General features: G+C 65.7%; 23 protein-coding genes and 2 riboswitches. Of the genes, 10 read left to right on the top strand and 13 right to left on the bottom strand.

What is annotated here, in order from left to right; all coding sequences use genetic code 11:
- Positions 1–28: 28 nt before the first annotated feature.
- Positions 29–1,612: a lysine--tRNA ligase gene (locus tag BMX99_RS01405; protein ID WP_093446215.1), complete on the bottom strand. Its 1,584-nt coding sequence runs from the start codon at positions 1,610–1,612 to the stop codon at positions 29–31.
- Positions 1,613–1,721: 109 nt separating this feature from the next.
- Here BMX99_RS01405 and BMX99_RS01400 point away from each other — a divergent pair, with 109 nt between their 5' ends.
- Together BMX99_RS01400 and BMX99_RS19605 are read left to right on the top strand one after the other, a co-directional pair.
- Positions 1,722–2,147, top strand: coding sequence for a tellurite resistance TerB family protein (locus BMX99_RS01400; RefSeq protein WP_093446212.1), 426 nt, complete (start codon positions 1,722–1,724; stop codon positions 2,145–2,147).
- Positions 2,148–2,404: 257 nt separating this feature from the next.
- Complete coding sequence (locus BMX99_RS19605) at positions 2,405–2,551, top strand: hypothetical protein (protein ID WP_170848803.1); 147 nt, start codon at positions 2,405–2,407, stop codon at positions 2,549–2,551.
- A gap of 54 nt (positions 2,552–2,605) precedes the next feature.
- Here BMX99_RS19605 and dacB read toward each other — a convergent pair whose 3' ends face one another.
- The 3 genes from dacB to BMX99_RS01385 all read right to left on the bottom strand — a co-directional run bounded on the left by dacB (position 2,606) and on the right by BMX99_RS01385 (position 6,079).
- Positions 2,606–4,099: a D-alanyl-D-alanine carboxypeptidase/D-alanyl-D-alanine endopeptidase gene (gene dacB, locus BMX99_RS01395; RefSeq protein ID WP_093446209.1), complete on the bottom strand. Its 1,494-nt coding sequence runs from the start codon at positions 4,097–4,099 to the stop codon at positions 2,606–2,608.
- Between the two features lie 79 nt (positions 4,100–4,178).
- Complete coding sequence (locus BMX99_RS01390; protein WP_170848804.1) at positions 4,179–4,832, bottom strand: nicotinate-nucleotide adenylyltransferase; 654 nt, start codon at positions 4,830–4,832, stop codon at positions 4,179–4,181.
- Between the two features lie 74 nt (positions 4,833–4,906).
- Positions 4,907–6,079, bottom strand: a complete 1,173-nt coding sequence (locus tag BMX99_RS01385; protein ID WP_244525617.1) for an AI-2E family transporter — start codon at positions 6,077–6,079, stop codon at positions 4,907–4,909.
- A 302-nt stretch (positions 6,080–6,381) separates the two neighbouring features.
- On the opposite strand from BMX99_RS01385, the gene ettA reads away from it, so the two are divergent.
- The 3 genes from ettA (at position 6,382) to BMX99_RS01370 (ending at position 9,416) form a co-directional block, all read left to right on the top strand.
- The gene (ettA, locus tag BMX99_RS01380; RefSeq protein WP_093446203.1) at positions 6,382–8,037 is read left to right on the top strand and encodes an energy-dependent translational throttle protein EttA; all 1,656 of its coding nucleotides are present in this window, start codon (positions 6,382–6,384) and stop codon (positions 8,035–8,037) included.
- A gap of 348 nt (positions 8,038–8,385) precedes the next feature.
- Positions 8,386–8,592: a cold-shock protein gene (locus BMX99_RS01375; RefSeq protein WP_093446201.1), complete on the top strand. Its 207-nt coding sequence runs from the start codon at positions 8,386–8,388 to the stop codon at positions 8,590–8,592.
- A gap of 257 nt (positions 8,593–8,849) precedes the next feature.
- Complete coding sequence (locus BMX99_RS01370) at positions 8,850–9,416, top strand: L,D-transpeptidase (protein WP_093446199.1); 567 nt, start codon at positions 8,850–8,852, stop codon at positions 9,414–9,416.
- A 92-nt stretch (positions 9,417–9,508) separates the two neighbouring features.
- Here BMX99_RS01370 and trxC read toward each other — a convergent pair whose 3' ends face one another.
- Positions 9,509–9,934 (bottom strand): thioredoxin TrxC, encoded by a 426-nt coding sequence (trxC, locus tag BMX99_RS01365; RefSeq protein WP_093446197.1) that lies wholly within the window; start codon positions 9,932–9,934, stop codon positions 9,509–9,511.
- 174 nt (positions 9,935–10,108) lie between these two features.
- On the opposite strand from trxC, the gene BMX99_RS01360 reads away from it, so the two are divergent.
- Complete coding sequence (locus tag BMX99_RS01360) at positions 10,109–11,002, top strand: alpha/beta fold hydrolase (protein WP_244525618.1); 894 nt, start codon at positions 10,109–10,111, stop codon at positions 11,000–11,002.
- 18 nt (positions 11,003–11,020) lie between these two features.
- Positions 11,021–12,169: a geranylgeranyl reductase family protein gene (locus BMX99_RS01355; protein WP_093446195.1), complete on the top strand. Its 1,149-nt coding sequence runs from the start codon at positions 11,021–11,023 to the stop codon at positions 12,167–12,169.
- A 437-nt stretch (positions 12,170–12,606) separates the two neighbouring features.
- On the opposite strand, the gene BMX99_RS01350 is transcribed toward BMX99_RS01355, so the two are convergent.
- A complete protein-coding gene (locus tag BMX99_RS01350; RefSeq protein WP_093446193.1) occupies positions 12,607–13,371 on the bottom strand; it encodes an arylesterase in 765 nt (254 codons plus the stop codon).
- Between BMX99_RS01350 and BMX99_RS01345 the strand changes: the two genes are divergently transcribed.
- Positions 13,370–14,068: an ABC transporter ATP-binding protein gene (locus BMX99_RS01345; protein WP_093446191.1), complete on the top strand. Its 699-nt coding sequence runs from the start codon at positions 13,370–13,372 to the stop codon at positions 14,066–14,068. The two genes, BMX99_RS01350 and BMX99_RS01345, sit on opposite strands and share 2 nt — an antisense overlap.
- Positions 14,065–16,608, top strand: coding sequence for an ABC transporter permease (locus BMX99_RS01340; RefSeq protein ID WP_093446188.1), 2,544 nt, complete (start codon positions 14,065–14,067; stop codon positions 16,606–16,608). The genes BMX99_RS01345 and BMX99_RS01340 overlap by 4 nt, the downstream gene beginning before the upstream one ends.
- 186 nt (positions 16,609–16,794) lie before the next feature.
- Here the strand turns inward: BMX99_RS01340 and gcvP are convergent, their stop codons facing one another.
- From gcvP to BMX99_RS01320, 4 genes are all read right to left on the bottom strand, one after another.
- Positions 16,795–19,635, bottom strand: coding sequence for an aminomethyl-transferring glycine dehydrogenase (gcvP, locus tag BMX99_RS01335; protein WP_093446186.1), 2,841 nt, complete (start codon positions 19,633–19,635; stop codon positions 16,795–16,797).
- Between the two features lie 107 nt (positions 19,636–19,742).
- Positions 19,743–20,102 carry a glycine cleavage system protein GcvH gene (gcvH, locus tag BMX99_RS01330; protein ID WP_093446184.1) on the bottom strand — a complete coding sequence of 120 codons (360 nt, stop codon included), beginning with the start codon at positions 20,100–20,102 and terminating at the stop codon, positions 19,743–19,745.
- An 18-nt stretch (positions 20,103–20,120) separates the two neighbouring features.
- On the bottom strand, positions 20,121–21,239 hold the full coding sequence (gcvT, locus tag BMX99_RS01325) for a glycine cleavage system aminomethyltransferase GcvT (protein WP_093446182.1): 1,119 nt from the start codon (positions 21,237–21,239) through the stop codon (positions 20,121–20,123).
- Between the two features lie 72 nt (positions 21,240–21,311).
- Positions 21,312–21,377: riboswitch (glycine riboswitch) on the bottom strand.
- Position 21,378: 1 nt separating this feature from the next.
- A riboswitch (glycine riboswitch) is annotated at positions 21,379–21,464 on the bottom strand.
- A 131-nt stretch (positions 21,465–21,595) separates the two neighbouring features.
- Positions 21,596–22,060, bottom strand: coding sequence for an RrF2 family transcriptional regulator (locus BMX99_RS01320; RefSeq protein ID WP_093446179.1), 465 nt, complete (start codon positions 22,058–22,060; stop codon positions 21,596–21,598).
- A gap of 121 nt (positions 22,061–22,181) precedes the next feature.
- Between BMX99_RS01320 and BMX99_RS01315 the strand changes: the two genes are divergently transcribed.
- On the top strand, positions 22,182–22,757 hold the full coding sequence (locus BMX99_RS01315) for a gamma-glutamylcyclotransferase family protein (protein WP_093446176.1): 576 nt from the start codon (positions 22,182–22,184) through the stop codon (positions 22,755–22,757).
- Positions 22,758–22,844: 87 nt separating this feature from the next.
- Here the strand turns inward: BMX99_RS01315 and gltX are convergent, their stop codons facing one another.
- The 3 genes from gltX to BMX99_RS01300 form a co-directional block, all read right to left on the bottom strand.
- On the bottom strand, positions 22,845–24,170 hold the full coding sequence (gene gltX / locus BMX99_RS01310) for a glutamate--tRNA ligase (protein WP_093446173.1): 1,326 nt from the start codon (positions 24,168–24,170) through the stop codon (positions 22,845–22,847).
- Between the two features lie 250 nt (positions 24,171–24,420).
- Positions 24,421–25,443: a hypothetical protein gene (locus BMX99_RS01305; protein WP_093446170.1), complete on the bottom strand. Its 1,023-nt coding sequence runs from the start codon at positions 25,441–25,443 to the stop codon at positions 24,421–24,423.
- Between the two features lie 338 nt (positions 25,444–25,781).
- Positions 25,782–26,210 (bottom strand): DUF1801 domain-containing protein, encoded by a 429-nt coding sequence (locus tag BMX99_RS01300; RefSeq protein ID WP_093446167.1) that lies wholly within the window; start codon positions 26,208–26,210, stop codon positions 25,782–25,784.
- Positions 26,211–26,223: the final 13 nt, after the last annotated feature.

The raw sequence follows: 26,223 nt of genomic DNA, 5'->3' as shown, positions 1-26,223 counted from the left end.
AACGGCCCCCGTGGGGGCCGTCAATGGCTTAACCCAGCTCTCCGGCCAGGCCTTTTTCAATCAGATCAACGGTTTCAGCCACGCCATAAAGCGCGATGAAGCCGCCGAACCGCGGGCCCTGGGACGCGCCCAGAAGCACCTCGTACAGCGCCTTGAACCAGTCGCGCATCGGGTCGAACCGGTCGCGTCCGACGTCAAAGATGATCTGTTGCAGCGCATCACCATCAACTGGAAGTTCATGAGATTGAAAAATAGTTAATTTGTTCTTCAACTCCAACAGCGCCTCGCGCTCCACGTCCGTGGGCGCGCGATAGACTTTCTCGGGCTTCACGAAGTCGTTGTAATAGCGCACCGCGTAACCGGCGGCGGCGTCCAGCTGGGGGTTGGCCTCTGGCGTGGCGTCCGGCGCATAGCGGCGGATAAAGCCCCAAAGCTGCTCTTTCTCTTCCGCACCGGCAACGGAGGCCAGGTTCAGCAGCATCGAGAAGGGCACAACCATGTCCGAGGCCGGCACATCGCCGTTGTGGATGTGGAAGACCGGGTTCGCCACCTGTTGTTCCGGCGTCTGGCCGGGATAGGCGCGCAGCTGCTGGTGGTATTCGTCCATCGCCCGCGGGATCACGTCAAAGAACAGACGCTTCGCGGTCTTGGGCTTCTGGAACATGAAATAAGACAGCGATTCGGTGCTGGCATAGGTCAGCCATTCGTCGATCGAGATCCCGTTGCCGGAGGATTTCGAGATCTTCTGCCCCTTGTCATCCAGGAACAGCTCATAGGTGAAATGCTCGGGCTTCTTGCCGCCAAGGATCTCGCAGATGCGGTCGTAGATCGGCGTGTTGGTGGAATGGTCCTTGCCGTACATCTCGAAATCGACGTCCAGCGCGGCCCAGCGGGCGCCGAAGTCGGGCTTCCACTGCAGCTTCACCTGGCCGCCGGTGACCGGCAGGGTCCATTCGCGACCATCGGGATCGTCGAAGGTGATCGTATAGTCGTCCTTGTTCACCGATTTCATCGGCACATAGAGGACGCGGCCGGTTTCGGGGTGGATCGGCAGGAAGATCGAATAGGTCTGTGCCCGTTCGTCGCGCAGCGATTTCAGCATCACCTTCATGATGTCGTCGTATTTTTCGACCGCGCGCTTCAGCACCGCATCGAATTGACCGGACTTGTAAAATTCCGTGGCCGAGTAGAATTCGTAGTCGAAGCCGAAGGTGTCCAGGAACCGGCGCAGCATGGCGTTGTTGTGGTGGCCAAAGCTTTCGTGCGTCTCGAAGGGGTCGTAGACGGCGGTCAGCGGGCGCTGCAGGTCTTCGCGCAGGCGGTCCTGGTTGGGCACGTTGCCGGGCACCTTGCGCATGCCGTCCATGTCGTCCGAGAAACAGATCAGCCGGGTCGGGATGTCCGAAATCACCTCGAAGGCGCGGCGGATCATCGTGGTGCGCAGGACCTCACCGAAGGTGCCGATATGCGGCAGGCCCGAGGGGCCATAGCCGGTCTCGAACAGGACGAACCCCTTCTCGGGCGGGGCCTTTTCGTAGCGTTTGAGCAGACGGCGCGCTTCTTCGAAGGGCCAGGCCTTGGAATTCATGCCAGCGTCGCGCAGATCGCTCATAGTGCTCTCCTAATCTGTCGCCGGGTCCGTCCGGCGGTCGGCTCTCTCTATTGCTACGGCGGTGAAGGGTCAATATTCTGCACTGCAACACGACTTATCGGAGCCCGAGATGAACGAAACCATCGAACACGCCCTGTCCCCGCAAGACTGTCTTGTGATGCTGATGATCGCCGTTTCCGTCTCGGACCAGACGGTGCGCACCTCGGAACTGATCAAGATCGAGAACCAGGTGAACACCCTGCCGATCTTCGGGACCTTCGACATCGACCGGCTGCCGCAGCTGGCCAACACGGTCTATGACCTGTTCGCGGAAGAGGACGGGCTGGACGCGCTGTTCGGGCTGGTGCGGGACAACATGCCGGAAAAGCTGAACGAAACCGCCTATGCCCTGTGCTGTGACGTGGCGGCCGCCGACGGCACCATCCGCGTCGGAGAGCTGCGTCTGCTGGAAGAAATCCGGGATGAGCTGGACATCGACCGGCTGCATGCGGGCGCGATCGAACGCGGGGCCCGGGCGCGGCATATGACGATCTGAACGGTCGATCCCGAAGCTGACCACCCCCGCCCCGGACCGCAAAGACCGATTTGGCCGGGGCGGATCGGCGTTCTTGCGGTGCTGAACAATCTGGCCTGTCGGGCCAAACGGTTTCCCGATGCCCGGCTTTTGAGCCGGGATCGGGCGGCAAAACGGGCGCAAAGCCGCCGTTTCCGCCGCGTCACGCCCGTGTGAATTGACCGAACCCGGCCCGCGTGAGACGATCCATGCATTCTACATGTATTTGGATCAGTACCATGAACCGTTATTCTCTTGCTGCTTTGGGCGTCCTATTTCTTGTCGCCATGCCCATTCTGGGCACCCTTCACGATGCCGCCCCCAGCCATGACCGCACCGTGCGGCTGTCGGCCCCGGCGGCGGGTCCGATGGTGACCCAGTACTAAGGGCGACAGGTCAGACGCGACAGGTCAGGCGCCGCGCGGCCAGTAGCGCGCGCCTCAGCTTGCGTGGATCAGGCTCCAGCGTTGAAGCAGGGCCTGCTGCAACAGTTTCGACCGACGATTCCAGGCCCGCCCGCCGGGGGGGCGTTCACGCTCGGCCTCGCTTAGCGCGTCGCGGCGCGGCAGGTCCGAGGTCAGGATGGCAAAGGCCAGGTCGCTGCCATCGGATTGCTGGGCAAACCCCGACAGCGTCGAGACAAAGTTCAGAGTGCCGGTCTTGGCCACCACCTCCAGCGGGTGATCGCGCAGCTGGCGATATTTCTCATCCCGGATCGGAATGTCCTTGAGCAGCGGGCGCAGCGCCGTGCGGCCCAGAGGGCTGGCCATGGCGCGGGTCAGGTCCCCCGTGGTGGTGCGCGAGGCATCGCCAAGCCCGGAATGGTCGACCATCTGCGTGTCGCGCAGGTCCAGCACCTCGCGCGCCCAGTCGGACATGGCGGCGGCGGAATTCACCAGCGTCTCGGGGCGGCCCAGCCGCCGGGACGAGGCCGACATGCCCACCATCTCGGCCGTGATGTTGGTGGAATACTTCAGCATGTCCTTCAGGATCACCGTCAGCGGCGCGCTTTCCAGTCGCGACAGGGTCACGCCGGCGGGCAGGATCTCGGTGACCTCGGGGGTCTTCAGGGCGACGCCATGGGCGCTCATCATGGTCTGGAAGACCTCACCGGCGTAAAGCTCGGGCTTGCGGACGGGCAGCCAGCGCGATCCGCCCTTGCCCAGGGCCGAAAGCGCCACGGTCCAGTCGTCGCGACTGCCGATGTCATCGTAGGTATAGACCGGCGCGGCCCGGTCGACGATGCGCATCCGGGCCATGGCCACGGCGGGGCGGTAGCGTTCGGACCGGGCGTCCATGGTCACGCCCCATTTGCCGTTCGCCCGCTTCCATTCGAAATGCACCCGGTTGAAATTCAGCGCCAGCCCCGAGATCGCGGGGTTGTACCCCACATGGGCGGGCTGAAGATCGTCGATCACCGGGGCAAAGGGCAGCGCCCCGCCCCAGATCAGGAAGCGCCCGGTGACGGACTGAAGCCCGGTGTCCTTCACCTTTGCCGCCAGCGCGGCCAGGTCGTCGGTCTGCAGGGTCGGATCGCCGCCCCCGGCCAGGATCAGATCGCCGTGCAGCGTGCCGCCACGGATGTCTCCGGCTGCCAGCACGCGGGTTTCAAAGCGGTGATCGAGGCCCAGCACGTCCAGCGCGTATAGCGCGGTCAGCGCCTTGGCGACGCTGGCGGGGGGCATGGGTTTGGTCGGGTTGCGGGCCTCAAGCGGGCGGCCGGTGTTCAGGTCGAAGACGGCGAATGAGACCTCGCCACTCAGCCCGGCATCGTCGATGATGCGGTCGGCGGTCTGGGCCAGCGGCTTGGCCGATCCGGGCCGCGCCTGGGGCCGCAGAGAGGTCGAGGGGGCCAGCGCCAGAACGCCCGAGGGGGCGAGGCTGGCAGCGGCCAGGGTGGACAGGAAATTGCGCCGGCTGAAATGCGGTTTCATGGCGACAGGTTAATCAGGGCGCGGCGCGGGGCTCAAGGGGTCTTGGGGCTGTGGCGGGTCGCAATCGGGTGAACGGGGGTCAGCCCTGCGGCACCGGGTCCGCCCCTTGCTGGCCGCCCGAAGCCCCCCACCCGCCCGAGCGGCGCAGCAGCGTCGACGAGACCGAGCGCATGGGCACGTTGACGAAGCACCAGCAGGGGGCATCCGACCGGCCCAGCAGGATCGAAGCGCGGGCCGACAGCCGGTAGCGCGCGTAAAGCCGCGCGGCCTTGGACGTCCGGGCCGAAATCCGATCGCCGGGGCGGGCCAGGATGCCGACGGGCACGTTTTCCATGATCCATTGCCAGTCCTGCCACTGGTCGAACTGCGCCAGGTTATCCGCGCCCATCAGCCAGACGAACCGCGTCCGGGGATAAAGCGCCGTCAGCTTCGCCAGCGTCTCGGCGGTATAGCGGGTGCCGATCCGGGCCTCGATATCGGTGATGGTGACGCGGGGGTGGTCCATGACCTGCTGCGCCCGCGCGATACGGTCGGCCACGGGCGCAGGCTGGCGCGCCTTCAGCGGGTTGCCGGGGCTGACCAGCCACCAGGCGTGGGTCAGGCCAAAACGGCGCAGGGCTTCACGGGTGATATGCGCATGACCATCGTGGGCCGGGTCGAAGGACCCGCCCAGCAATCCGATCACTTGGCCCGGCGCGGCCGGGGGTAAGTCGCAGGTCAATCCATTGCGCATGACCGGGACTTATCCGACTTTTCGCCCGAAAAGAAGCGGTTACCGATAGGGGCCGCAGGTGGTCATGACCGACCCTAGCTTCGCCGTCTGGACGTTGCCCGATCATCGCCGCCCAGGAACAACCCGATGAAGCCCAGGCCGGGGACGTTGTCGCAGACCACCTTGACGAAGACCAGGAAGGGCACGGCCATCAGCGCCCCAGCCGCACCCCAGAGCCAGGCCCAGAAGATCACCGCGACAAAGACCGCCGCCGCGTTCAGGCTCAGGTGGCGGCCGACCAGGACGGGGGTGATCATCTGCCCCTCGATCGAGGTCAGGACCAGGTAAAGCGCCGGCGGCACAAGCATCGCGCCAAGGGTGTCGTAGGTCACGACCGACACGGCGGCCACGGCCACCACGCCGATCATCGCCCCCAGGTAGGGCAGGTAGTTCAGCAGAAAGGCGGCAACGCCCCAGACATAGGCATAGGGCATGCCCAGCCCGTGCAGCGTCAGCCCGACGGCCAGGCCAAGGCCCGCGTTGATCACCGTGATCGCCCCCAGATAGCGCGAGATCTGGCGTTCGATATCGTGGCTGATCTTCAGCGCGCGCTTCTTGTCCCGCAGCTTCGGGAAAGCGCGCACCAGCTTGGTCTGGAACATGTCGCCCGAGGCCAGCAGGAACATCGACAGGATCAGCGCGATGACCAGCGCCGTGCCCGTCCCGGCAAGAGAGGCAAGCGCGGTCTCGATCATGCCGGGTTCGTCGACCAGCACGCGGGTCACGTCCTCGGGGCCGTCGGCGGGGGACGGATCGGGTTCGGTCATTTCCTGCACCTGCTCCTCGGCCTCGCGGACCTGGCGCAGTTTGTCCTTGACGCTGGCCAGCTTGGTCTCGGCCTCGGCCTGGACCTGGGGCAGCGTTTCGACCAGGCGACTGGCGGGCCCGCTCAGCATGTAAAGCCCGAAAGCCGAGGTAAAGCCGATCAGCGCGATCAGCAGCACCGCCGCAATTCCGCGCGGCACTCCGCGCTTGGCCAGCCAGCGGACCAGCGGCGACAGGGTCAGGGCAATCAGGACCCCCAGGACAATCGGCAGGATGACGACCTTGGCCAGAGAAATCGACCACAGGACAAACAGCACCAGAAGACCGCCCAGAAGATACTGGATGCGGCGCAGCAGGGCGAGGTGGTCGTCCTGTGCGGAAGGTGGCGCATCTGGGGCTGCCCCTTTGGCGGAAGGCTGGGGCGCGGGCGGAGCGTCGACCAAGGCGGGGATCCCTTTCGTTTCGCTGTCAACGCGGTCCTCGGCGCGGCGGTTCCCGGTTTTCGAAATGACAGGGGTCGATCGTGGGGGGCGGTCATCGGGGCCGATCATCGGGATTGTGACCCAGGGGCGGGCTGTCGGGGGCTGTCGGGCCGGGTTTCCCCTGAAACGTAACCGCCCCCTGCCCCGGTCCATGCGGCCGCATCACTGCCACGGGTGATTGCTACGCCCCGGCCCTTTGGGTATTGGGGGCGGGACCGAATTGAAGTGCACATCCCACAGACACCCCACAGACGGAGCAGACCATGGCCGCCTATCAGTACGTTTACCACATGTCCGGCGTCTCCAAGACCTATCCGGGCGGCAAGAAGTGCTTTGAAAACATCAACCTGAACTTCCTGCCCGGCGTGAAGATCGGCGTCGTCGGCGTCAACGGCGCGGGTAAGTCGACCCTGCTGAAGATCATGGCCGGCTGGGACAAAGAGTTCTCGGGCGAGGCCTGGCATGCCGAAGGCGCCAAGGTCGGCTACCTCCCGCAGGAGCCGGAACTGGACCCGAGCCTGGACGTGCGCGGCAACGTGATGCTGGGTGTCGCCGAGAAGAAGGCGATCCTGGACAAGTACAATGAACTGGCGATGAACTATTCCGACGAGACCGCGGAAGAGATGGCCAAGCTTCAGGACGAGATCGACAGCCAGAACCTGTGGGATCTGGACGCGCAGATCGACATCTCGATGGAGGCGCTGCGCTGCCCGCCCGATGATGCCGATGTGACCACCCTGTCGGGCGGTGAGAAACGCCGCGTTGCGCTGTGCAAGCTGCTGCTGGAACAGCCCGACATGCTGCTGCTTGACGAACCGACCAACCACCTGGACGCGGAAACCATCGCCTGGCTGCAACAGCACCTGATCGACTACAAGGGCACGATCCTGATCGTCACCCACGACCGCTACTTCCTGGATGACATCACCGGATGGATCCTGGAACTCGATCGTGGCCGCGGCATCCCCTACGAGGGCAATTATTCCTCGTGGCTGGAACAGAAGGCCAAGCGGCTGGAGCATGAGGCCAAGGAAGACAAGGCCAAGCAGAAGACCCTGCAGCGCGAACTTGACTGGATGCGGCAGGGGGCCAAGGCGCGTCAGGCGAAATCCAAGGCGCGGATCCAGGCCTATAACGACCTGGCCAACCAGTCCGAGCGCGAGAAGATCACCCGCGCCCAGATCGTCATCCCCGCCGGCCAGCGCCTGGGCGGCAAGGTGATCGAGGTCGAGAACCTCAAGAAGGCCATGGGTGACAAGCTGCTGATCGAGGATCTGTCCTTCTCGCTGCCGCCGGGCGGCATCGTCGGCGTGATCGGCCCGAACGGCGCGGGTAAATCGACGCTGTTCAAGATGCTGACCGGCCAGGAACAGCCCGACGAGGGCAAGATCGAACTGGGCGATACCGTGCAGCTGTCCTATGTCGACCAGTCGCGCGACGATCTGAGCGATGGCGACACCGTCTGGGAGGCAATCACCGGCGGGGCCGAGATCATCGAGCTGGGCGATGCGCAGGTGAACAGCCGGGCCTATTGTTCGTCCTTCAACTTCAAGGGCGGCGACCAGCAGAAGAAGGTCAACCTTCTGTCGGGCGGTGAACGCAACCGGGTCCACATGGCGCGGCTGCTGAAGTCCGGCGGCAACGTGCTGCTGCTTGACGAACCGACCAACGACCTGGACGTGGAAACCCTGCGTGCCCTCGAAGACGCGCTGACCGAATTCGCCGGCTGCGCGGTGGTGATCTCGCACGACCGGTTCTTCCTCGACCGGATCTGTACCCACATCCTGGCCTTTGAAGGCGATGCGCATGTGGAGTGGTTTGAAGGCAACTTCGAGGAATACGAGGAAGACAAGAAACGTCGCCTTGGCCCCGATGCGCTGGAACCCAAGCGCCTGAAGCACAAGAAGTTCACGCGCTAAGATCTCGCCCGGCCGCCCCTTGGGTGGCCGGGCCGGTTTTGCCGGGGAAACGGGTGTTCTTGTGACCCTGCCCCGGCCTTCCCCTGCCCCGGCGTCCGGCCCGGATGCCACTGCCGATGCAGCCCCCCTGCGGGTGCCGACGGTCCAAAGGATCGGCGAAAATGCGACACGGCAAAAGGGGACTTGCGAATTTCCTATGCAGGACACGCGAATCCTGTCAGACTCGGGCTGCTTTACGACCTCTACCGACTTCCTGTTTCGCTGATACCCGGCAACAGTCCCTCGCTAGACTAAGGACGGCCGGGCCGTCGCACCAACGCGGGCGGCATCAAACAGGAGTACACGGACATGGCCACTGGCACCGTGAAATGGTTCAACACCACCAAAGGCTACGGCTTTATCGCACCCGAAGACGGCGGCAAGGACATCTTCGTCCACATCTCTGCGGTCGAGCGTTCCGGTCTGACCGGTCTGCAGGACAACGCAAAAGTCAGCTACGAGCTGCAGGCAGGCCGTGACGGCCGCGAAAGCGCCGTGGATCTGGCCCTGCTCTGATCGCAGGTCAGGTGGTTCGGGCCCGGCATGCGCCGATGGCCCGGCCCCGCACATGGATTTTAAACGCCCGTGGGACCCCTGCGGGCGTTTTCCTTTGCGCAAATGCCTGAAGCTTCACCCTTTTGTGACCGCCAAGGCGTGACCAAAGGGACACAGATCGGGGGTGGGGCCGGAACAAGTCGGGTTTTCCAGCCGTTACGAATCAAACGCCCCATGGCAGACTGTCAGGCGTTCCCCGTTCCAACAGAGGCTGCCCCATGATCGCACGTCGCACCTTTCTGACCGCCGCCGCAGCAGCCGCGGCCTCCTCGGCCCTGCCGCTGCCTGCGCTGGCCTATACGCCGCCGAAGAACCTGCAGCCGACGAATGTGCGGATCGCCGCCCGCTATCAGCCGGGCGAAATCGTGATCCTGCCGCGGGCCTACTATCTGTATTACGTCACCGCCCCGAACGAGGCGATCCGCTATGGCATCGCCGTGGCCAAGCCGGGGCTGGGCTATACCGGCACTGCGACCATCAAGCGCAAGGTCGAATGGCCGACCTGGCGCCCCACGGCCGAGATGATCAAGCGCGACCCCGCCGCCTATGGCAAGTTCGAGGGCAACCAGGACCGCATGGCCGGTGGCCCCGGCAACCCCCTGGGGGCGCGGGCGATGTATCTGTATGAGGGCAACCGCGACACCTATATCCGCATCCACGGCACGGTCGCGCCGAAGTCGATCGGGCGGATGGCGTCCTCGGGCTGTTTCCGGATGATCAATGACCATGTGATCGACCTGTATAACCGGGTCGATCTGGGCACCAAGGTGACGGTTCTTCAGTAACCGCCTGAAATGTATAAAAACCGCCCGGGGCGATCAGTCCCCGGGCGGTTTTCTTTTGGCGGGACGCTTGGCCCGTTCAGCCCTTTGCCCCGTTATCCCCTGGCCCAGTCCACGATGGCCTGGGCGGGCATGGCACCGGACTGCCGCTTGCGTTCGCGACCGCCAGCAAAGGCGACCATGGTGGGAATGCCACGGATGCCATAGGCGGTGCCGGCCTTCTGGTGCGCCTCGGTGTTCAGCTTGACCAGCCGCGCCTGCCCCGACAGCACCTGCGCCGCCTTCGAGAACTCGGGCGCCATCATCCGGCAGGGGCCGCACCAGGGGGCCCAGAAATCCACGATCAGCGGCACATCATCGGTGCGCGCGGCCTTCTGCAGCGTGTCGAAATCAACCTCGACCGCCTTGGCCGACATCAGCTTTGCGGCGCAGGTGCCGCACTTGGGGGATTGCGCCAGCCTTTCGGCCGGCACGCGGTTCACCTGGCCGCAGTCCAGGCAGGTCAGTTTCTTGCCGCTCATCTTCAGGCCCTTTCCAGATCTCGGGTCCCGGCCCTGGCCGGATCCACATTCGCAAACCGATATATGTGCGCCTTCCCGCAAGGAAAAGGCCCCGCCCCGCATGGCATCTGGCCATTCCCCGGCGCAAGGCTATGTTGAGCCTCAATCGACATCTTCCCCCGGTCCCCCCTGCCCATGGCGCATCGTTTCCTGCTGATCCTAGCCCTGACGGCCCTTGCCGCGCTTGGGGCCTGTTCCAACCTGCCGCCGCCGCAGCGTGCGGGCGTGCAGCCGATCGTGCATGACGGCAAGGCAGAGGTCGGGGTGAAACGCGCGGTGGTGCTGATCCCCGGGGCGCATGCTTCGGTCCAGCTGTTTGCGCCGGTGATGTCTTGGCAGGTGCCCGACAGCACGGTGATCGCCTACCGCTTTCCGGGCATCGACGGGCTGGACCTGGATCACCGGGTGGATATCGTCGACAGCGGCGCGATGATCGCCCGTGCCCTGAACCGCCTCAAGGTCGATGAGGTTTATCTGATCGGCTATTCCACAGGCGGGCCGATCGCGCTGGAAACCGCGCGGCGGCTAAAGGCAAAGGAGGTGCAGATCGCGCTGATCTCCTCGGCCAGCGACAGCCCGGCGGCCTCGATCGCCTCGGTCCGGGGGGCCTGGGACGTGCTGAAGGCGGCGTTGCGGGCGAAACAGCCGGGACTGGATGAAACCTGGGTCGAGAATTACCGCACCCTGCTTTATGGCCGCCGCCACTTTGACCAGGACGAACTGGCCGAGCAAAGCCGCCAGCTGGCCGCGCTGCAGCGGGGGCAGATCACCACGCCGCCCAAGGGCATGACCATGGCCCATACCGCCGATCTTCTGACCTGGCGGTTCGAACATCCCGAGGACGTGGCCGACATGCGCATCGGCTTTTTCCACGGGGCCGAGGATTCCGTCTTCTCGCCCGGTCTGACCCGCCGCTACGCCAGGCGGTTGCAGGCTGACGCCTTCCGCCTGTATGAGGGCCAGGGTCATCTGCTGTTCGTCACAGAACCGCATCTTTTCGATGACGTAAGGGACTTTTTCGGGCTGTAGACGCAGGGCTGGCGGCAGATGGATATTTTTGACGTGATCGTTGTCGGCGGAGGCCCCGCCGGGGCGGCCGCCGCCCATGTGGCCGCACGGGCCGGTCTGCGGGTGGCGCTGGTCGACAAGCACAAGTTTCCGCGTGAAAAGCTGTGTGGCGGCGGGTTCACCGGGCGCAGCTACCAGTATTACGAACAGATCTTCGGCGCGCCGATCGCGGGTGACATCATCATCACCAAGCGCGCGGTGGAATTCCATGCCGAGGGGCAGGAGCTGGCCCGGATCGAGGATATCCCCCCCATCCACATGACCATGCGCCGGGATCTGGATGCGTCGTGCGTGGCGCATGCGCTGGCCTCGGGGGCCGAGGATCTGACCGGCACCGGCTGCGAGGCGCTGGATCTGGACTCGCAGGTCGTCACCCTGAAGGACGGGGTGCAGATCGGCTATCGCGTGCTGATCGGCGCGGACGGGGCGAATTCCGGCGTGGCGCGGGCGCTGTACGGGCAGGCGTTTGATCACGACCGCATCGGTTTCGGGCTAGAGATCGAAGGCCCGGTGCCCGCGCCCGACGCGCCGGTGCGGATCGACTTCGGTGCCGCCGACTGGGGCTATGGCTGGAACTTCCCAAAGGCCGGGTCGGCGACCATCGGCATCGGCGGCGTGCACGGGCGCAACCCGGACATGAAGGCCAAGATGCAGGCGTATCAGGAGATCTTTGGCCTGGGCGAGGGCTACAGGGTCAAGGGCGCGTTTTTGCCGTTTGGCGATGTGCGCCGCTGGCCGGGCCGGCGCGAGGTGCTGCTGGCCGGGGATGCCGCCGGGCTGGTCGATCCCATCACCGGAGAGGGCATCGCCTATGCCATGCAATCGGGGGCCTTCGCCGGGGCCGCCGCGGCCGAGGCGATCGCCGCCAACCACCCGCCCCGCGCCCTGACGCTTTACAAGCAGAAGCTGCGGCCGATCCATAGCGCCATGTTCCACGCCAACTGGATCCGCGAGATCATCTTTGGCCGCGCCTTCCGGGGGGCCTTCTATCGCGCCTTCAAGGGGTCGGGCACGGTGCGCCACCAGTACCTGCGCCTGATGGCCGGAGAGATCGAATACCCCGCCCTGGCCTGGGCCACCTTCAAGAAGGTACCGGGGTTTGTCATGCGGAGCGTGACGGGGCGGTAGGGACTGAGTTGGGTTTGGGCCGCGGATCATTCCTGCGGAGAGACGCCGGGGCGTGTCCATCGACTTTCTCGTGCCAACGCCAAACCGGTTTCGTTTGATCAAGCAAACAGACCCCGGGCAGCGGTCGTCCGCGGGTGGCTGCGAAGCGGCCGCCCAGGGGGGCGGACGGCCGCTGCCCGGCGTGCCGCCGGGCGGGACATCTGTTGAACCGTCGGCAGTCAGGATGGGGCTCAGGTGGACCGCATATCCGCCGCGGCACTTCGTCAGCCGCAAAGAGAACCGGCTCAGGATTGGAAATCGCGTAGGGCTATGGCGACAGAACCTGAGTGAGCCCACCCTCTCAGCTAATAGACGCACTGGCCTGCCGGGCAACGGGCCGCTGCCCGGCGGGCCGCCCGGAGGGACATATCATTGACCGCCAATCACGGCGGAAGAAATCAACTCCCCTCACCCGCCTCGACCCGGCCGATCAGCTCTTCGACCTTCGGGCCCAGCTCCTCGACGATCCGCGCCACGCCTTCGCCCGAGGGATGGATCCCGTCCGCCTGCATCAGGCCAAGCGCCTCCGAGGGGTCCGCGCCCTCGCCCATCAGGCCAGCAAAGAAATTCGGCACGTATAGCGCACCATAGGCCTTGGCCAGATCGGGGTGCACCGCGTCAAAGGCCGCCTTGTACTCCGGCCCGTAATTGCCCGAGGCCTGCAGGCCGATCACCAGAATCTCGACCCCCTTGGCCTGCCCGGCCTTCAGGATGCCATCCAGGTTCCGGCGCGTTTCCTCGGGGTCCAGACCGCGCAGCACATCGTTGCCGCCAAGGGTGACGATGATCGCGTCGATGTCCTCGGTCAGGGACCAGTCGACCCGCGCCAACCCACCCCGCGTGGTGTCGCCGGACACGCCTCCGTTCACAATCACCACGTCATGGCCGCGCGCCTGCAGCCAGACCTGAAGCTGCGGCACGAACCCTTCTTCGACCGGCAGGCCGTAGCCCTGGGTCAGACTGTCGCCAAGGGCCAGGATCCGGACCTCCTCGGCCTGGACGGCACTGCCGAAAGATGCGGCAAAGCCCAGGAAAAGCGCCGCCAGACCGCCCGAAACGCCCCCAAACCCGGGTTCGCGCCGCTTAATACCCGCCTGCGCCTTGCCCCCCGGGATCAAACGCCCATATGAGCCTGAACGCCGCAGACCACAGAGAGTTTTCATGACGACACCAGCCAGCGACCCGATCCTCTCTCTGACCGACACGCGGCTGACACTGGACGGCAATGCCGGGCCGGTCGACATCCTGCGCGGGATCACGCTGTCGGTGAACCGGGGCGAAACACTCGGGCTGATCGGGCCTTCGGGGTCGGGCAAGTCGTCTCTCCTTATGCTCATGGGCGGGCTGGAACGCGCCACCGGCGGCACGATCCGTGCCCTGGGGCAGGATCTGACCGCAATGGACGAAGACGCGCTGGCCCGCTTCCGCAGGGATCATATGGGGGTGGTCTTCCAATCCTTCCACCTTATTCCCACAATGACCGCGCTGGAAAATGTCGCAACCCCGCTGGAACTGGCGGGCGTTTCCGATGCCTTCGACCGCGCGCGGGCGGAGCTGGAGGCCGTGGGCCTTGGCGCGCGCACCGATCATTACCCGGCGCAGATGTCGGGCGGCGAACAGCAGCGGGTGGCGCTGGCCCGGGCCTCGGCCCCGCGGCCCGACATCCTTCTGGCCGATGAACCGACGGGCAATCTGGACGGGCCGAATGGCCAGGCGATCATGGACCTTCTATTCGGCTTGCGCGACCGCCACGGCGCGACGCTGGTGCTGGTGACCCATGCGCCCGAGCTGGCCAACCGCTGTGACCGGGTGATCCGGCTTCGCGACGGGCTGCTGGACCGCGCCGAGGCCGCGGCATGAGCCTGGCGCGCGATCTGCGCCTGGCCGCCCGCTTTGCCGCCCGCGAATTGCGCGGCGGGCTGTCGGGCTTTCGCATCCTTCTGGCCTGTCTCGCCCTGGGGGTTGCGGCCATCGCCGGCGTCGGATCCATCCGCGCCGCCATCGAAACCGGCCTGTCCGAGGAGGGCGCAGCCCTTCTGGGCGGCGATGCCGAGGTCAGTTTCACCTATCGGTTCGCCAGCGAGGAAGAGCGCGGCTGGATGGAGCTGAACGCCGCCTCGGTCTCGGAAATCGCGGACTTCCGGTCGATGGCGACGGTGCCCCTGCCCGATGGCACGGTGGACCGCGCCCTGACCCAGGTGAAGGCGGTGGACGATGCCTATCCCCTTGTGGGCAAGGTTGAATTGTCCCCCGCCATGCCGCTGGACCAGGCCTTTGACTGCGACCCGGCGCGGCCCTGCGTGGTGGCGGAACGGCTGCTGACCGACCGGCTTGGGCTGTCCCCCGGCGACATGCTGCGCCTTGGCTCGAAGGAATTCATCCTCGCCGCCGTGCTGGAGCGTGAACCCGACAGCGCCACCGGCGGCTTCGGCCTTGGGCCGCGTCTGATCGTGCGGCGCGCGGATCTGTCCGGATCCGGCCTGCTAGAGCCCGGGACCCTCTTCGACAGCAAATACCGCCTGATCCTGCCCGAAGGTGCCGTGCTGGACACCGTCAAGGCCCAGGCGTTACAGCGGTTTTCCGACAGCGGCCTGCGCTGGCGCGATGCCCGCAACGGCGCGCCGGGCGTGGCGCGTTTTGTCGATCGTCTGGGGGCCTTCCTGGTGCTGGTCGGGCTTTCGGGTCTGGCCGTGGGCGGGGTTGGTGTCTCGGCGGCGGTGCGGGCCTATCTGGCGCGCAAGACATCGGTCATTGCGACCCTGCGCACCCTGGGCGGGACGCGGCGGCTGATTTTCCTGACGTATTTCCTGCAGATCGGCGCGCTGGCGCTGGCGGGCATCGCCCTTGGCCTTCTTCTGGGCGGGCTGGTGCCGCTGGCGCTGGCCCCGGTGATCGCCGATCAGCTGCCGGTGCCGGCACGCTTTGGCCTCTACCCCGGGGCGCTGGCCGAGGCCGCGCTATACGGCCTGCTGACCGCGCTGATCTTCACCCTCTGGCCGCTGGCACGCACCGAAGACATCCGCGCCGCGACGCTGTTCCGCGATGCGCTGTCGGCGGGCCGGGCGCTGCCGCGCCTGCCCTACTTGGCGGTGATCGTGGCGCTTCTGGTGCTTTTGGTGGCCCTGGCGGCGGTGTTTTCGGACACCTGGGCACTGACGCTCTGGACCTCGGGCGGGATCCTGGGCGCACTGATCCTCCTGGCCTTGGCGGGCACCGGGCTGCGGGCGCTGGCACGCCGGGCGCAGCCCCTGGCGCGGGGGCGCGCGCCGCTCAGATGGGCGCTGGCGGCCATCGGCGGTCCGCGAAGCGAGGCGCTGCCCGTGGTCCTGTCGCTTGGGCTTGGGCTGGCGGTGCTGGCCGCCGTGGGCCAGATCGACGGCAACCTGCGCGGCGCGATCACCGCCGAACTGCCGGACCGAGCGCCCAGCTATTTCTTCGTCGACATCCAGAAGGACCAGATCGACGGCTTCCTCGACCGGGTCGAGACCGACCCCGCCGTGTCCCGCGTGGATCACGCGCCGATGCTGCGCGGGGTGATCACGCGGATCAACGACCGCCCCGCGCGCGAGGTCGCGGGCGATCACTGGGTTCTGCGCGGTGACCGCGGCGTGACCTATTCCGGCCCCCTGCCCGAGACGACCACCGTGACCGAAGGCACATGGTGGGGCGAAGATTACGACGGCCCGCCGCAGATCTCCTTCGCTGCCGAAGAGGCGCTGGAAATGGGCCTGCGGATCGGCGATGAGATGACGATCAACATCCTCGGCCGCGACATCACCGGCACGATCACGTCCTTCCGCGAGGTCGATTTTTCCACCGCCGGCATGGGCTTCATCACCGCGATGAACCCCTCGGCCCTGTCGGGCGCGCCGCATAGTTTCATCGCCACCGTCTATGCCGAAGAACAGGCCGAGGCCGCCATCCTGCGCGACGTGGGCCAAGCCTATTCCAACGTCACCGCGATCCGGGTGCGCGACGCCATCGACCAGGTGGCGACGCTGCTGGCGGGCATCGCCTCGGCCACCTCCTGGGGGGCGGCGGCGACCTTGCTGACGGGCTTCCTGGTGCTGATCGGCGCGGCGCTTTCGGGCGAACGCGACCGGGTTTACGAGGCCGCGATCCTGAAGACCATGGGCGCCAGCCGCGCGCGCATCCTGCACAGCCTGGCGCTGCGCTCGGCGCTTCTGGGCGCAGGTGCCGGCGCTGTCGCCCTGACCGCCGGCATCGCCGGGGGCTGGGCCGTCTGCACCTTCGTGATGGAGACAGACTATTCCATCATCTGGGGCAATGCCTTCGCCATCGTGCTGGGCGGCCTTCTGGCCAACCTCCTCGCCGGGCTGGCCTTTGCCTGGCGCCCCCTCGCCGCACGCCCCGCCCGCGTGCTGCGCGCCGCCGACTAGACCCTGTCAAAACGAAAAGAGGGGCCAAACAAAAGGGGCCGGAAACCCCAGCCCCTCTTTGGTTTTCTCAAATATCCTCGGGGGTAGCCATGACTGCCTTCGGCAGTCGTGGCGCAGGGGGCAGAAGGCCCCCTGCCTCCCTCTACGTCCCAAAGCAACGCTCAGGCAGGGGCACCCAAGTCCCGATTACTCCGCAGCCTCCGCATAATCGCTCATCGGCGGGCAGGTGCAGGTCAGGTTGCGGTCACCCCAGACGTTGTCGACGCGGTTGACCGGGGGCCAGTATTTGTCGACGCGGAAGGCGCCGGGCGGGAAACAGCCCTGTTCGCGGGAATAGGCGCGGCCCCAGTCGCCGACCAGGTCCTCGACCGTGTGGGGCGCATGGGCCAGGGGGCTGGCGTCGCGGGTCAGCTTGCCGCTTTCCACATCCGCGATCTCTTCGCGGATCGCCAGCATGGCGTCGCAGAAGCGGTCCAGCTCGGCCTTGGTCTCCGATTCCGTCGGCTCCACCATCAGCGTGCCGGAAATCGGCCAGGACATGGTGGGCGCGTGGAAACCGCAGTCCATCAGGCGCTTGGCGATATCTTCCACCGTGACGCCGTGATCGGCGAAGGGCCGGGTGTCCAGGATGCATTCATGCGCCACATGGCCCAGGGGCCCCTTGTAAAGGATTGGATAGGCGTCCTTCAGGCGGGCCGCGATGTAATTGGCGTTCAGGATCGCCACGCGGGTCGCCTGGGTCAGCCCCTCTCCGCCCATCATCAGGCAATAGGCCCAGGAAATCGGCAGGATCGAGGGCGAGCCATAGGGCGCGGCCGACACAGCCCGATCCCCGCCCTGTTCGACGTGGCCGGGCAGATGCGGGATCAGATGCGCCTGAACGCCGATCGGACCCATGCCGGGGCCGCCGCCGCCATGCGGGATGCAGAAGGTCTTGTGCAGGTTCAGGTGGCTGACGTCGCCGCCCAGGTCGCCAGGGCGCGACAGGCCCACCATGGCGTTCATGTTGGCCCCGTCGATATAGACCTGGCCGCCGTGGTCATGCACGATCTTGCAGACCTCGGTCACGGTTTCCTCGAACACACCATGGGTCGAGGGATAGGTGATCATCGCCGCCGCCAGACGGGCGGAATGTTCATGCGCCTTGGCGGCGAAATCCTGCAGGTCGATATCGCCATTGGCGGCCGATTTGATCGGCACCACCTTCCAGCCGACCATCTGGGCCGAGGCCGGGTTGGTGCCATGGGCCGACATCGGGATCAGGCAGACGTCACGCTCTCCTTCGCCATTGGCGATGTGGTAGTTGCGGATGGTCAGAAGCCCTGCGTATTCGCCCTGCGCGCCGGAATTCGGCTGCATCGAGAAGCCCGCATAGCCGGTGATCGCACACAGCTTGGCGGACAGATCGCCCAGGATTTCCGTATAGCCCTCGGCCTGGTCGGCGGGCACGAAGGGGTGCAGGGCGTTCAACTCCTTCCAGCTGACGGGCATCATCTCGACCGCGGCGTTCAGCTTCATGGTGCAGGAGCCAAGCGGGATCATCGCCCGGTCCAGCGCCAGGTCGCGGTCCGACAGACGGCGCATGTAGCGCATCATCTCGGTCTCGGCCCGGTTCATGTGGAAGATCTCGTGCGTCAGGTAATCGCTTTCGCGCACCAGCGCGTCGGGCAGATCATAGCTGGTGCCCTCGGGCACGGGCGTGGTGATGCCGAAGGCGCGCCAGACGGCGGCGATGGTCTCGGCCGTGGTGACCTCGTCCAGGGTGATGCCGATGCGGTTGTCGCCCACCTTGCGCAGGTTCAGCCCCTCTTCTACGGCGGATTTCAGGATCGCACCCTGGAAAGCGCCGACCTCGACCGTGATCGTATCGAAGACCTTCTTGGGGAAGACGTCAAAGCCCGCCTTGCGCAGCCCTTCGGCCATCTTGACGGTGCGGGCGTGGATGCCCTGGGCAATCGCCTTCAGCCCCGACGGACCGTGGAAGACCGCGTACATCGAGGCCATGACAGCCAGCAGCGCCTGCGCCGTACAGACGTTCGAGGTCGCCTTTTCCCGGCGGATGTGCTGTTCGCGGGTCTGTAGCGACAGGCGGTAGGCCCGGTTGCCACGCGCGTCGATGGACACGCCGACGATCCGGCCTGGCATGGCGCGTTTCAGCGCGTCGCGGCAGGCCATGTAGGCGGCATGCGGGCCACCATAGCCAAGCGGCACGCCAAAGCGCTGCGTCGAGCCGACGGCAATGTCGGCCCCCATCTGGCCCGGCTCCTTCAGCAGGCACAGTGCCATGGGGTCGGCGATGACGATGCCGATGGCCTTTGCGGCATGCAGTGCCTCCATCTGCGGGGTGAAGTCGCGCAGCAGGCCGTTGGTGCCGGGGTACTGGAAGATCGCGCCAAAGACCTCGTCCGCCTTCAGGTCAGACGGGCGGCCGATGCGGATCTCGATGCCCAGGGGTTCGGCGCGGGTGCGGATGACGTCGATGTTCTGCGGGTGGCAGGCCTCATCGACAAAGAAGACGTTGGATTTCGACTTGGCCGAGCGCTGCGCCATGGTCATCGCCTCGGCCGCGGCGGTGGATTCATCCAGAAGCGAGGCATTGGCGATGTCCAGGCCCGTCAGGTCGCAGATCATCGTCTGGTAGTTCAACAGTGCCTCAAGCCGACCTTGGGAAATCTCGGGCTGATAGGGCGTATAGGCGGTGTACCAGGCGGGATTTTCAAAGATGTTGCGCTGGATCGCCGGGGGCGTGACCGTGTTGTGATAGCCCTGCCCGATGAGCGAGGTCAGAACCTTGTTCTTGCCCGCCACCGCGCGCATCCGGTCCAAAAGCTGGCTTTCCGACAGCGGCGCGCCGAAATCCAGGGGCTTTTGCTGGCGGATCGTCTTGGGCACCGTGCGGTCGATCAGATCGTCCAGGGACCCGACGCCGATCACGTCCAGCATGTCCTTCATCTCGGCCGGGGACGGTCCGATGTGGCGGCGGTTGGCAAAGTCGTAGGCGTCGTAATCGGTCGGGGTAAAGGTCATGGCATCCGGTCGGTTAGAGGCAGCGGGAAAGGCGGGGGCACCCCCCGACGATGCGGGGGGCAAAGGCGTCGGACGGCCCCCGACGATGCGGGGGCCAAGGGCCCTGATCAGGAGATCATGTCCTGATACTCGGCCTCGGTCATGTAGTCGTCCATCTGGGACGGATCGGCGGGCTTGATCTTGAAGAACCAGCCGTCGCCCAGGGGGTCTTCGCCGACCTTGCCGGGATCATTGACCAGGGCTTCGTTCACTTCCGTGATCTCGCCGTCCAGCGGGGCCAGGATGTCGGATGCGGCCTTGACCGATTCGATCACGACGCATTCGTCGTCCTTGCTGACCTCGGTGCCGGCTTCGGGCAGTTCGACAAAGACGATGTCGCCCAGCTGCTCGGCCGCGTGTTCGGTGATGCCCACGACGATCTCGTCGCCTTCGGGCCGCAGCCATTCGTGTTCTTCGGTGAATTTCATCCTTGGGACTCCCTGGGGTTATCGTTTGAAGTTCGCGGGGGTGAAGGGCAGTGTGGCGACCGTCACGGGCGCGCGTTTGCCGCGAAGTTCCGCGGAAATGATCGTGCCGGGCGCGGCCATGTCAATGGGGACATAGCCCATGGACACCGGGGCCTGGACCGTCGGCCCAAAAGCGCCCGAGGTGATGGTGCCGATCTGATCGGCCGCGGCGTCATCGGCGAACAGCGCCACGCCTTCGCGCATCGGGGCGCGGCCCTGCGGGGCCAGGCCCACACGTTTGCGCGCCGGGCCCTCGGCCAGTTCGCGCAGGATGCGGTCGGCCCCCGGGAAACCACCGGCGCGGTCGCCCCCGGTGCGGCGTACCTTCTGGATCGCCCAGGTCAGCGCGGCCTCGACAGGGCTGGTGTCCATATCGATGTCATGGCCATAGAGGCACAGGCCCGCCTCCAGCCGCAGGCTGTCGCGCGCGCCCAGACCGATCGGAAGAACGCCGTCCTGTGCCAGCAGGGCGCGGGCCAGATCCTCGGCCGCCTCTTCGGGCACCGAAATCTCGAACCCGTCTTCGCCGGTGTAGCCCGAGCGCGAGACCCAGCAGGTCGCGCCGCAGAGCTCCACATCGCGCACATCCATGAAACGCATCTCGGTCACGGCGGGGTTCAACGCGGCCAGCGCGGCTTCGGCCCCCGGCCCCTGCAGCGCCAGAAGCGCGCGGTCGGTGACCTCGATCACCTCGACCCCCGGCATTCCGGCGCCCATATGGGCGATGTCATCCGCCTTGCAGGCCGCATTGACCACGACATACAAGTGATCGCCCCGGTTGGCGAACATCAGGTCATCGCGGATGCCGCCCTGATCGTTGGTCAGCAGCCCATAGCGCTGGCGGCCTTCGGGCAGGCCCAGCACGTCGACGGGCATCAGGGCTTCAAAGGCCAGCGCCACGGCGCGGGGATCGCCCTTCAGCAGCACCTGCCCCATGTGCGACACGTCGAACAGCCCGGCGGCGGCGCGGGTGTGAAGATGTTCCTTCATCACCCCGGCGGCATATTGCACCGGCATCGAATATCCGGCGAAGGGCACCATCTTGGCCCCCAGTTCAACGTGGAGGTCATTCAGCGGCAGGCTGATCAGATCACTCATTGCGGCCCTTTCCCATCCCGGAAAGCGCCGGGCATCGCGTTGCACGATGCGCAAGGCCCGTGCGTCGATGCCCCCTCTGTCCTTGTGCCTGAGATCGCTATCCCTTCGGCGGGCGCGGATGCGCCACTCTCCAGAGTGTTCACACGAACAGGTCCATTGGCCTGAGAGATTCCGGGGCGGTTGCTCCTTCGGCACTGGTTGAACCAGTTCTCCCTGTCCGTAAGCGACGCTTTAGCGCGGGTCCACGACCCGCGCAAGCCTTATGGCGCGCCGGACCGGCTGGGCATTTCGAGGTGCCGCATTTGCGGGCGGCCCGTTCCCCGCGGGCGGTCGCCCGGGGCCGTTCGGGATGCGGATCAGGCGTGCGCCATGCCCTGCGGGCATGAGATCGGAGAGGCCAGGATCGCATCCAGACCGGCGTTTTCACACACCAGATCAGACAGATAGACCCCGTCCATCGAGGCATAGAAAGCCTCGGTCGCGCGGGCGATGACATCCTTCAGGCGGCAGGCCTCGACCAGGGGACAGGTGTTTTCACCATCGGCGAAACATTCGGTGATCGGCACGCTGGCCTCGGTCGCGCGAAAGACCTCTCCGACGCTGATCTTTTCCATCGGGCGGGACAGGCGCATGCCGCCGTTACGACCGCGCTGCGTATACAGAAACCCCAGCTGCGCCAGACGGTTGATCACCTGCGCCAGGTGGTTTTCCGAGGTGTTGCAAGCCTCGGCGATGTCGGATTTCGTCACCAGCCTGCCTGCGTTGACGCCGCAATACATCAGCACCCGCATGGAGATGTTGGATCTTTTCGTCAAACGCATGATACACCCTTTTCCGAAACCGCGGCGCAGGTCACGGGGACGCACGCCTAACCCTGGATGCCCTTGCGTAACATGGGGGTGCGAAACATGAATATGATTTGGATCAAATAGGAGCCCGCAGGTGGCATCGGCACTGGACCCCTTCTTTTTCGGCTACGGCAGCCTCGTGAACACGGCGACGCATATCTACGACCGTCACCACCCCGCCCGGCTGGACGGCTGGCGGCGGGTCTGGCGGCACACGCCGATCCGCGACATGGCCTTCCTGACGGCGGAACCCTGCGAGGGCGTCTGGATCGACGGGCTGATCGCCGCGGTGCCGGGGGCCGACTGGGTGGCGCTGGACGAACGCGAAACCGGCTATGACCGGGTGCCGGTGATGGCGGGGATCACGCATCGGGCGCCGGATGCGGGCGACATCGCCGTCTACACGATCCCGCAGGACAAGCACGGTCCGGCGGACGGGCAAAGGCCGATCCTTCTGTCCTACCTGGACGTGGTGGTGCAGGGCTATCTGCAGGTCTTCGGAGACGAGGGCGGGCGGCACTTCTTCGACACGACCGTGGGCTGGGACGGCCCCGTCCTGAACGACCGCGCCGCGCCGCTGTATCCGCGCGCACAGCGGCTGGACGCCCGCGAGACCGGGTTTGTCGATCACCACCTGAAGGATCTTGGGGTCGAGATCATCCGGGCCTAAGCGCCGTCCGGGTCGGGTAAGAAAAAAGGCAGGGTCCCGGGGGATCCTGCCTTTTGTTTTGGGTGCCTGTTGGCCAGGGGTCGCGCGTCAGTAGCCGCGCGCCTTGATGACCTGCAACAGCGGCAGCAGATCGCCCATGTCGGGGCCGCGTTCCTGTCCGGTGACCGCCTTGCGCAGCGGCATGAACAGGCCCTTGCCCTTGCGGCCGGTGGCCTCTTTCACGGCGGCGGTCCATTTGCCCCAGGTTTCGCCGTCGATCTGTTCGGGCAGCAGGGGCATGGCCTGACGGATGAAATCCGCGTCCTCGTCCGCGACCAGCGGGTCGGCCCCGTCGCGCATCAGCGCCCACCAGGCGTCGATGTCGTCCAGCACGGTGATGTTGTCGCGCACCACGGACCAGAAGGCCGCGCTCTTTTCGGCGGGCACGCCGGCGGCGGCGATGCGATCCTTGACCGCGTCGTAATCGGTCGCCTGCAGCACGTTGGCCGTCAGCGGGAACAGGTCGTTTTCGTCGAACTTGGTCGGGGCCGAGCCGAAGGTGGACAGATCGAAGCCCTCGATCAGCTCCTCGATCGAGGACCGCAGTTCCACCGGCTGAGACGACCCCAGACGCGCCATCAGCGACAGCAGCGCCATGGGCGCGATGCCCCGCGCGCGCAGGTCGCGGATCGACAGGGTGCCCAGGCGTTTCGACAGCGCCTCGCCCTGGGGGCCGGTCAGCAGCGAATGGTGGGCAAAGGCCGGCGGGGTGGCACCAAGCGCCTCGATCATCTGGATCTGGGTCGCGGTGTTGGTCACGTGGTCCGAGCCGCGCACCACATGGGTCACGCCCATGTCGGTGTCATCCACGACCGAGGCCAGCGTATACAGCACCTGCCCGTCCTGACGGATCAGCACCGGGTCCGAGACCGAGGCCGCATCGAGCGACAGATCGCCCAGGATGCCGTCGGTCCATTCGATGCGCTGCTGGTCCAGCTTGAAGCGCCAGACGCCCTGGCCCCGCTCGGCCCGCAGCTTGTCCTTTTCCGCATCCGACAGGTTCAGCGCGGCGCGGTCGTAAACCGGCGGCTTGCCCATGTTCAGCTGCTTCTTGCGCTTGAGGTCCAGTTCGGTCGGGGTCTCGAAGGCCTCGTAGAAGCGGCCCATCTCGCGGTATTTGTCGGCGGCCTCGGCATAGCGGTCCAGGCGGTCGGACTGACGTTCGACCCGGTCCCAGTGCAGGCCCAGCCAATCCAGGTCTTCCTTGATGGCGTCGACGTATTCCTGCTTGGACCGTTCCGGATCGGTGTCGTCGATCCGCAGAATGAAGGTGCCGCCCTGCTTTCGGGCGATCAGGAAGTTGAACAGCGCGGTGCGCAGGTTGCCGACGTGGATGTAACCGGTCGGAGAAGGGGCAAAGCGGGTGACGGTCATGGCGGGCCTCTTGAATACCCGGCGGGACTTGTCACAGCGCGGCGCAAATGTCCATGCGCCTGGCGGTTTGCGGAGGAGCGCGCGGGGGATCCCGGGGCGCATCGCCTTGTGCCCTGTGCGGGTCCGGGGCCTGACGTCGGGCCAGAGAACGATCAGCCGAGGTCAGACAGGGGGCAGTCGGGGTCAAACAGCGAACGGCCCGCCGAGAAGGGACAGGGAGGGCGGACCGTTGCAGTGCGAAGAAAGGGGATCAGAACAGCCAGTTCAAGCCGTCGTCTTGGCCATCGTTGCCACAGCCGCTTCCGTCCATGTCGTCGTCATCGTTGTTGCCGAACAATTCGTCGACCACTCCTCCGCCACCCAGAAGATGCTCAATAGCACCCTCTGTGTCCGTTCCGTCCGGGTCGTTGTCGCCCGTCAGGATGTCATCCACCGTGCCGCCATCACCCAGGATCTCATCGACCGTGCCGCCTTCGCCCAGCAGGTTGTCGATCAGGCCTTCGTTCTGGCTGCCGTCACTTTCGTTGTCGCCGGTCAGCAGGTGATCCAACGTGCCACCGTCGCCCGCCAGTTCGTCGACGATGCCGCCTTCGGCCAGCAGGTCATCGACCAGACCGTCGGTTTCGCTGTCGTCTTCCTGGTCGTCTCCGGTCAGAAGATAATCCAGCGTGCCGCCGTCGCCGGCGATGTCGTCGATCAGCCCGTCCTCATCCGTTAGGCCCGCGTGATCGTCTTCGTCATCCGCGTCGCCCCAGGTGTCGACCAGTGCCTCGACGTGCAGGTGCAGCAGGCTGTCCGGATCGTCGTTGTCGCCGTCTTCGTCCCAGCCGTTGCCCTGACCATCGTGATCACCCAGAAGCTCATCGACGGTGCCGTCTTCGCCCAGCAGGTTTTCCACCAACCCGTCGGTCTGGTTTTCATCCGCGTCCGGATCGTTGTCGCCGGTCAGCAGATCGTCCAGCGTGCCGCCGTCCCCGGCGATCTCATCGACCAGCCCGCCTTCGGCCAGCAGGTCATCCAGAACGCCGTCGGTTTCGGTGCCGTCGGTTTCGTCGTCCCCGGTCAGGATCTGATCCACCGCGCCGCCATCGCCCAGAAGATCGTCCAGCAGCCCGTCGTCATCGGTCAGCGTGACCACGCCATCCTGGACCTGGCCCGAGGTCAGAAGATCCTCGACCACGCCGTCGTCCCGCAGCAGGACGGAACTGTCCGCATCCGCCACCAGGGGTTTGCCAAATAGAAATTTCGAAAAAGAAAGTTTAAGGCCGAACATCGGAGCCTCCTGTTACCATCATACCGTTTACCTGCGGCCCCTATCGCTGCCGCCTGTTGCAGCCTTTCGTCACATACGATCGCTGCCGTGCCTCAATGATGTGGCGGGGATGTGTCTTTGATATACGGGTGATCCGGCAACAATGATTTTCGCCCCATGGGTGAAACTCTTTTCCCGATCGACCTATCAGTCTGACCGTGCTGGATTTTTCCGGAAGGTGCCCGCGCGGGAAAAAGGGGGATCCGGCCGATGCAGCCTTGGGGTTGCGAAACTGCATTCCCCGATCAATGGGCATCAATGGCCGCGACGACCCGTTATCGTTGCAAGAGGCGCAACAGTCACTGCGGATGAACCGGCCAGATCCCAGTCAGATCCTTCAGCCCCGTGCGGATCAGCTCCTCCAACACGGTCATGTCCACGGCGTCGAGCCGGGTGATGTAAAGACAGGACTTGCCCAGCCGATGCGGCCCGAGCCGTGACAGGATTTCAGAATAATCCTGATAGCCCGGCATGATATAGATCGACAGCGCGGCCTTGCGGGGGGAGAACCCGGTCGCCAGCCAGGATCCCGTGCGGCCCGAAGCATAGGTGTAGTCATAGCGCCCGTAACCGATGATCGACGGCCCCCACATTCGGGCCTTCCATCCGGTGACGCGATCGAACAGTTGCAACAGCACCTCGCCCTGGGCGCGGCGGCGGGGCGGTTCGACCCCGGCCAGGAAGTCCTGCGGGGCGACATCGGTCGGAGTGGTCTTCTGATCGGCCATGGCACAGCTTTCG

The organism is Pseudooceanicola nitratireducens, assembly GCF_900109195.1.
GTDB classification, from domain to species: domain Bacteria; phylum Pseudomonadota; class Alphaproteobacteria; order Rhodobacterales; family Rhodobacteraceae; genus Pseudooceanicola; species Pseudooceanicola nitratireducens.
The sequence above is the reverse complement of the archived record's forward strand: the minus strand, read 5'-3'. Positions and strand labels throughout refer to the sequence as shown.